We start from the raw sequence: 5,518 nt of genomic DNA, 5'->3' as shown, positions 1-5,518 counted from the left end.
ACCTGCATGCTCAGCGTGGAGCCGCCGGACACGATATGCCCTTGCGTAATCCATTGCCAGCCCGCGCGCAGCATGGCCACTGGATTGACGCCCGGATGCCAGTAGAACCAACGGTCCTCATACGCCAGCAGCGATTCCAGATAACGGGGCGAGACTTGCTCCGGTTTGACCGGAATGCGCCATACGCCATCGGCATCCGGCCAGCCGCGCAAAGGCTCGCCGTCACGCGCCACCACCAGCAGACCGGGCATGTCGCGCGGCAGCGGTGGCGGGAACAACTGGTCAAGCAGCAGCAGGAAAGTCAGCAGGCCAGCCAGGGCTGCGCGCAGCGGATGGGCGCGCAGCCAGGCCATGGCCGCTATTTCCCTGCTCCGCGCGGATCGACCACGGTCACCGCTTCAGGCGACGGGCCGTATGCACGGATGCCCGGACGGTACATGTCTTCCGCGAAGGTGCCCGGCACGCTGAAGCGGCCCGGCGTCACCACGCGCAGCATATAGAACAGGCGGATCGGATTGTCGTTCAGCCGCACTGCCGCGACGAAGCGGTCGTCACGATACTCCGTATGCTTGATGCGTTCATCGGCCATGGACTGCGCCAGGTTGAAGCCTTCGACCTCGAAATCACCGGCCTGCGGGCCTTGCGACAGGTTCAGATTCTCCACTTCCAGACCGGCCGGAATGTGGTCGACGATCATCGCATCCTCAATGGGCTGCTTCGATTTCGCCGTCACGCGCACCAACAGCATGTCGCCCACTTTCAGTTGGCCACCCGTCCACGGCTTGCCGTTCACGTTGAACCAGTGGCGTTCCAGCGTCATCTTGTCGGTGCTCGCCACCGGCGCCTTGAGTGGATAGCCGCTGGCTTCCACTTCCAGCCACAGCGGGTTCTTGCCCTTGTTCTCGATCGAGATGCCCTTCACGGCCAGCGCCGGATCGATGCTGCGCACTTCGCTGGCCTGTGAGCTCAGCGACTGGCTGGTATCGCCGGTTTTCAGCACTGCCTGCCATGGCTCGGAGGTCGTGCCGCCGGCAGCCCGCGCAGCCAGGAACAGCGCCAGGCGCTCCTGAGTCGAGTAATAGTGTTTGTTGTTCAGCCGCTCCGACATGCCAATCAACAGGGATTCGCGCTGCGGATGGCTGACCTTGTGGCGCACCATCAGTGCATAGGCCAGCGCATTGTCGCGCACTGCAGTGCCATAGTCGCCCAGCCAGTCCCAGTCCCAGTTGGAACGAATGCCGTATGGACGCGACATGGCCTCGTTGATGGCCGCCTCGCCGCGCTTGGCGTCGCCCATCAGCTGCAAGGCGATACCGAGATGAACCAGCGGCAGCGGCGAGCGCGCGCGGTCGCGGTACTGATCGTACAGCAGCCGCAGCGAAGCGAGCGACGCTTTCTGGTCACGCGCCAGCATATAGCCAATATGCGCCAGCTCGGCGAAGCGCTGATGGCTGTTGCGCAGCAGGTCGTAATCGCGCCAGTCGTAGCGCCCCTCCGCATCCGGCTTCAGGTTGGCAGGCAGGCCTGGGAACTGGCCGCCGGCGCCATTCAGCTTATCGGTCATCCACTGCTGCGCTTTTTTCGTCATGTCTTCCGGCACATTGAAGCCGGCTTCGCGCGCATCCATCAGGAAGCCCGTCACATAAGGCGTCAGCCAGGCTTCGTAACTGCCGCTATCGCCGCTCCAAAGGCGGAAGCCGCCCGCGCTGCCCTGCATGCCCGCGATACGGCCGATCGCGCCCTCGATGAAGCGTGCCCGCTGCTCACGGGTGTGCGGCTCCAGGCCGACTGCCTTGGCGCCCTCCTCGTCGATCAGCACATGCGGATAAGCCGCGCTGGTGGTCTGCTCAAGGCAGCCATACGGATAGTCCAGCAAGCCCTTGACGATGCTGCGCACATTGAGCGGCGGCTTGTTCGACATGGTCACGCTGAGGGTGGCAGAGCCTTTGAAGAAGCGTTCCACCATGGCCGCATCCAGCTTCTGCGTGGCGCCCGGCTCGATGCGCAGGCGCACCGAGTCCTGTTCGCGCGCTACCGGCGGCTGGATCTGCAGAGCGAATTCGCGATGCAACACCACGGGTTTGGCGCCGCCTGTCTTCACGTCCAGCGTAATGCGCGACAGGCCATAAGGCTCGGTCGGCTCAATATTGAAGCGCAGGATCTTGCGCTGGCGCGTCGGCAGCTTCAGTGTGCGTTCGCCCTCCGCCACCTTCAGCAGACGGTCGGCATCGAGCTTGATGGAGATATCCTGCTCGCCCGGCATCATATTGGTCACATCCAGCGCCAGCGTGGACTTGTCGCCAGGCCCGATGAAGCGCGGCAGCGCCAGCTCGGCCACGATCGGCGCGGACACCGTCACTTCGCGGTCCGTGCTGCCGTAGGATTCGGCCGTCGAAGCTACCGCCATCAGTCGCAGGGTGCCATTGAAGTCCGGGATATCCAGCGGAATATCCGCCTCGCCTTTCGCATTCAGCTGCACGGGACCGGAGAACAGGTCGATCAGCTTGACCTTCTTCGGCATGCTGCGCGTATCGCGCTTGCCGGCGTCGCCGCCCCACTTGATCTTGCCCGGCGTACCGTCCATGCGCTCAATCAGCTTGCCGTAGATATCGCTCAGCTCAGGGCCGAAACGGTGCTTACCGAAGAAGAAATCGAACGGATCAGGCGTCTTGAAGCTGGTGATGTTCAGGATGCCCACATCCACTGCGGACACGGTCACCATGGCCGCCTTGCCTGCCGCACCATCCACCTTGACCTTGACGGTCATGTGCTTTTCCGGCTCCACCTGGGGCGGTGCGGTCAGGCTCACCTTAAGCTTGCGCGCACTGCGGTCCAGCGGCAGCCAGGCCATGCCAACGGCACGCGCCGGCGTCACGCGGTCGCCCTGGCTGCCGGGACGGAACACCACGGTGGACACATACATGTCCGCGCGATTCCAGTTCTTGTCGACCGGGATGGTCACGGTGGTGCCATCCACGCTGACGGATGTGCGGGTGCTCCACAATACCTTGTCCGCTTCCACCATCACCAGCGCTTCGCCATCATGCGGCGGCAGGATTTTCAGCTTCACTTCACCGCCCGGCTTGGCCGGCGCACCTTCCAGCTGCACGCGTACGCGGTCCGGACGATTGCCGATGTTCTCGGCGTCCTGCGCATTCCAGCCGGCGTAGAAGCGGTAGCGCGCCACCAGCTTGGTGACCGGGTCGGTCACTTCCAGGCGATAGCGGCCCCACTGCACCGGCAGGGTCAGTTTGGCACGGGCCTTCAGCGCCACAGCGCCCGCCTGTACGGTCTCCTCCGCTTCCGAATAGCCGGAATGCCAGCCACGGTCGGCATCGAAGCGCCAGTAGTATTGACGGTCTTCGCGCACCAGGCGGAAGGCCGCTTCGTTCAGCGGCACGAATTTGCCGGCCGGGTCCACCCGCACCAGTTCGAATTCGGCCATGCTGCCTTCGCGCGCCACATCGGCATCGAAGGCCGGACGGATACCGATCATCTGCGGACCAGGCCACCACAGGCGTTCCACCGAACGCACCACCGGACGGCCGCCCGATTCCAGCAGGCTGAATGAGGCACGCACGCGCAGCGGAGAACTCAGGGCATCGCTCTTCACCGGCACTTCCACGCTGCCCTTGCCGCTGTCATCGAGCGCGGTTTCCGGCAGCTCGCCATGCGCCTTGGCGCTGTCGTCGGCCACATCGCCAAAGATAAAGCCCGGCCATTCTTTTGGCAGGGGATTGCGGGCACGCTCCTGCGCCACGTTACCCAGCAGGCGGTTGCCCGCGGCTGGTGCGCCGTACAGATAATCGCCCTGCACATCCACCGTGAAGGAGCCGGCATCGCGCGGCAAAGGCGCCTGATCGGTGGTCAGGGTAAGCTTCATGCGCTCCGGCAGGAACTCTTCCACCTGGAAGGAATAGATCGCATCGGGACGTTTGGATGCCGGGTCGGCGCGGAATTCCAGCGCCCATTTGCCGGTGGCCGCATCCGGCGGCAGATCGATACGCTGCTGCAGATAGCCCGGCGTTTTCGCATTGGGCTGCCACATGCTGGAATTGACCGTTTCGCCGTCCGGCTTTTTCAACTCGACCTTCACCGGCGCCGGCTGCAAGGCCGTGCCCTCGGCGCTGCGCGCCAGCAGCGACACGGTGAACTTCTCGCCCGGACGATACAGATCGCGTCCCGACCATGCAAACAGCTTCACATYGCGCGGCAGGTGGCCGCCGATATCGAATTCGGACAGGTCAAGGCCCGGTTCACGCAGCTGGACCACGGACATTTCCTTGTCGCGCCTGACCATCAGCAGCTGCGCCGCATCCGGCAGGCCTGGCAGCACGCCGTGGCCATCGCCCTCGGTCTTGCCGCGCTGGAGCACTTTGCCGCCCTCGCCCAGCACTTCGATATCGATGCCGCCCAGCGCCTTGCCGGACTTGAGCGAGGTGGTGAACACGTCGGTCTGCTTGACCTGGCGGCGCAAGTGCAGGCCGATATCGCTGACATAGAAATAGGTGACCTGGTAATCGTCCTGGAAGTGGCCGGGACGGCGCATCACGGCCACATAGACGCCTGGGTCCTTCAGCTCCGTGATTTTTTCCACCGGCAGGAAGCTGACCTTGCGGCTGTTCTTCACCTCATTGGTAACGAAGCGGTTGCTGTACACGCTGTCGGCAATGCCCTCCAGTGCATTCAGCTGGTAGCCGTAGGTCTGGCCTTTGAAGTGATTGCGGGATTCCCAGTAATCGCTGTAGTCCTCTTCACCCGAACTGTTGCTGCGGTGGCCGGACACCAGATCGAAGAACTTCTGCATCTTGCCCGGCGCCACGCGCAGGAATTCCACATCGACTTCGGGAATATTCACCGTCACCACCGGCAGGCCGCCATTCAGCCCGGCCGGCAGCACCGTGCCCTTGCTCGCGAAATAGAAGGACGGCGCCATCTCGTCGCTCAACACCTCGCACTTGTGCACGTCGGCCAGCTTGCGGCCATTGCTGCCCGCCATGGCCTGGCCGATCTTGATGTTGTAGCGGTGGCCCGCTTTCACAAAGGGGAACACCAGCACATGGGGATTATCCGCCACCACCCACGAGCCCTTTACCTTCTGGCTTGCTTCGTCGGGCTTGGATTCGGCCGGCGTGGATTTGCCGTCGCCGAGATCGATCACTTCAATCAGCTGGTCGAGCTGCTGGCCCTCGGCCACGACGTCGGAGAACATCACGGCCAGCGCAGGCTGGTCGTCATGCAGGCGCGCCTGGCAACTGTTGACGGTGAACGGCGCATTGGGGTTCGCGATCACCGCGTCGCCCACGGCCGGACGCGGCGCATTGGGCCGCTTCATCCACCACATGCCGGCTGCCGTCGCCACCACCACCGCCGCCAGCACGCCTCCCGCCAACAACTTTTTATTCATGCGCTCTTCCCAGGCTCTTGTAAAGATATCAAATAATACAAGAAATGCTCTGGGGCAAAACTCGCGAATTGTCACTCTATCGGCTTGCAATCGTCGCCCATAGTGGAATAC

At 63.5% G+C, this 5,518-nt stretch carries 2 protein-coding genes; both read right to left on the bottom strand.

Features of this window, described 5'->3' with window-relative positions; translation table 11 throughout:
• Positions 1–353, bottom strand: a 353-nt coding sequence (locus AB4Z11_RS21300) for a transglycosylase domain-containing protein (RefSeq protein WP_442027512.1), incomplete at its 3' end; no start/stop codon positions are given.
• A gap of 5 nt (positions 354–358) precedes the next feature.
• Positions 359–5,407: an alpha-2-macroglobulin family protein gene (locus tag AB4Z11_RS21295; RefSeq protein ID WP_442027510.1), complete on the bottom strand. Its 5,049-nt coding sequence runs from the start codon at positions 5,405–5,407 to the stop codon at positions 359–361.
• Between the last annotated feature and the right edge of the window lie 111 nt (positions 5,408–5,518).

Origin of the sequence: Pseudoduganella sp. RAF53_2 (genome assembly GCF_052113985.1) — a bacterium.
Classification (GTDB): domain Bacteria; phylum Pseudomonadota; class Gammaproteobacteria; order Burkholderiales; family Burkholderiaceae_D; genus Rugamonas.
This window is presented reverse-complemented; position numbering and strand designations above follow the sequence as displayed.